The following is a 2,097-nucleotide window of genomic DNA, read 5'->3' on the forward strand; positions in this document are numbered from 1 at the left end:
CCGGTAAATGCTTTTGTGGCTTAATTTGTGCAGGTATTGTGATACACTTAAATCATTATATTATGTATAAAAAAATTCTCGCAGGTTTGGGCGAAGCAATCGCATTGAACCTTCTGCACGAAACCATCAGGAAAAATTTTGATAATGTCCCCGAAATTAATAAAGTGGGAGAAGAAGCTTTAAATAAAACTTTGGCGAAAGCTGATGCCGAAATTACAGATCATGATAAGCTGTATGCTGCAACCTTAGCCGGAGATATTATCGGCAACGGAATGTATTATGCAACTACTGCTACTACAGGGTTTAATATCGCTTCAGGATTGGCAATGGGAATCGGAGCCATTACGCTTCCGCAAAAGATGGGTCTGGATGAAAATCCTGTCGCTGAAAATACTCAAAAGAAAGTAATGACGGTGGCTTATTATCTTTTCGGAGCTATTGTTACTAAATTTATTTACGATAAAATTAAATAATTTTTTCTGCGAAAATTTGCCACAGAAAACTGTGGCATTTTTTACATTTTTTTCAGGGAAGAACCTTTGTGAACGGCTGATTTTCCTGTTTTTTCGCTCATGACTTCATATTGTGGCTCATCCTCTGTAGCTCTCCTTTGCTTATCCATGAATACAAAGTCTTTTTTATGAATTTTTGTAATCTTTCCGTGAGTTTCTCCGTTGCTGGAATTCCATCTCACCATGTCTCCTTTTTTTAATGTGCTCATTTTGTTTTGATTTGGTTGTGATGTACCATTCAGTTTTTGTGCCATATTTTAAAGTTTATACGAGGAAGATTTGGCTGCGCTTATTTAAATCACATAAGGCATATAAGTGTTCTGAGTTATTTAGAATAAAGATCACATAAGAGAAAATCAAAGGATTTTCAAAAACTAATGTGTTCTTCTATGCTGTATGCCGATCAAATAAAACTTATGTGACTTATGTGTTAAATTAAAATATCTCAAATTTTAAAATGAATAAAAGTCAGAGCTTTCAAAACTAATGTGTTCTTCTATGCTGTATGTCGATCAAATAAAACTAATGTGACTTATGTGTTAAATTAAAACTTACCTCCGAAACTAAAACTTTGAATTGTAGATTTATAAACAAAAAATCCCGCTTAAAAAAGCAGGATCTTGTATCATTTAATTAAAAAAATAAATTATTGCGCTAACTGATTGAAAGGCTTAAGAGCATTATCATCAGCCATTGTCTGCCCGATAAAATCTTTCTTCTGGTTTCCTTGCATTCTGTTAGCTGCATCATTTCCGTTAAAGAAAGACTCGCTTAGTTTTGTGGTGATTTCAGAAGGGTTAAATTCAAATTTTGTATCACCGTCCACTCCAAGATATCCGTTCTTTCTTGTAAGATTAGTGATGTAGTTGTTGTAGTTAATTAAAGTGCCTCTGAACATATTATTGTGATATTCCATGCACTTTTTCGCTTTTTTGGAAGAATTGTTCAGAATGCAGTTGTTCATATTTCCTCTGTACAGTTTCCATTCAAGCTCTACTTTTCCGTATTCTTTTGCCAGAGCAGTTTTGCCGTTAGAAAGAATGTTCGGATTGTTTTCTTTTTCACTGACCTCTTTTAAATGTTTAATAACTAAAGGAACTGTATTTTCGATTTTGTTTTTAGCTTCGCCTACTGCGCTGAAATCTGCTGCCGGAGAACCTTTCTTTTGAGCGGTAGTAATGTTAAAAATAAGTAATAATAGTACAATTAATAAATTATATCTTTTCATGAGAAATTTTTAAAGCACTAAAATAAATATAATTTCTCAGTTTAAACAAATACATTTTAAATTTATTTAATAAAAATTAACAATTTTATAACGTAAGTGGTTCATTATTGTTAAAATGATGTTTTTAAACTTTTTATGAAAGTCATTTTTTACAATGATTCCCCCAAATTCTTATATATTTTTAATATCTTTAAGGGAACAACACACGATACTAAAATCACATTTTAAGGCTATGAATCATAAGATTATTGCTTTTACTTTATTATGTACCACAAAATTATTCTGCCAGCAGCTTACTTTGCATCAATGCATAGAAAAAGGAAAACAGAATAATGTCGCTGTAAAACTGGCAGAACA

General features: G+C 32.1%; 3 protein-coding genes. 1 reads left to right on the top strand and 2 read right to left on the bottom strand.

Translation table 11 applies throughout. The features are described 5' to 3' along the window. Positions 1 to 62 precede the first annotated feature (62 nt). Positions 63 to 473: a hypothetical protein gene (locus tag WFK35_RS22460; RefSeq protein ID WP_336734835.1), complete on the top strand. Its 411-nt coding sequence runs from the start codon at positions 63 to 65 to the stop codon at positions 471 to 473. Between the two features lie 41 nt (positions 474 to 514). Here WFK35_RS22460 and WFK35_RS22465 read toward each other — a convergent pair whose 3' ends face one another. Beyond that, entirely contained in the window at positions 515 to 721 is a 207-nt protein-coding gene (locus WFK35_RS22465) for a DUF2945 domain-containing protein (RefSeq protein ID WP_336734837.1), read from the bottom strand. A gap of 437 nt (positions 722 to 1,158) precedes the next feature. Next, positions 1,159 to 1,740: a hypothetical protein gene (locus WFK35_RS22470; protein ID WP_336688772.1), complete on the bottom strand. Its 582-nt coding sequence runs from the start codon at positions 1,738 to 1,740 to the stop codon at positions 1,159 to 1,161. Between the last annotated feature and the right edge of the window lie 357 nt (positions 1,741 to 2,097).

Origin of the sequence: Chryseobacterium sp. VD8, from assembly GCF_037149975.1 — a bacterium.
Taxonomy (GTDB): domain Bacteria; phylum Bacteroidota; class Bacteroidia; order Flavobacteriales; family Weeksellaceae; genus Chryseobacterium; species Chryseobacterium indicum.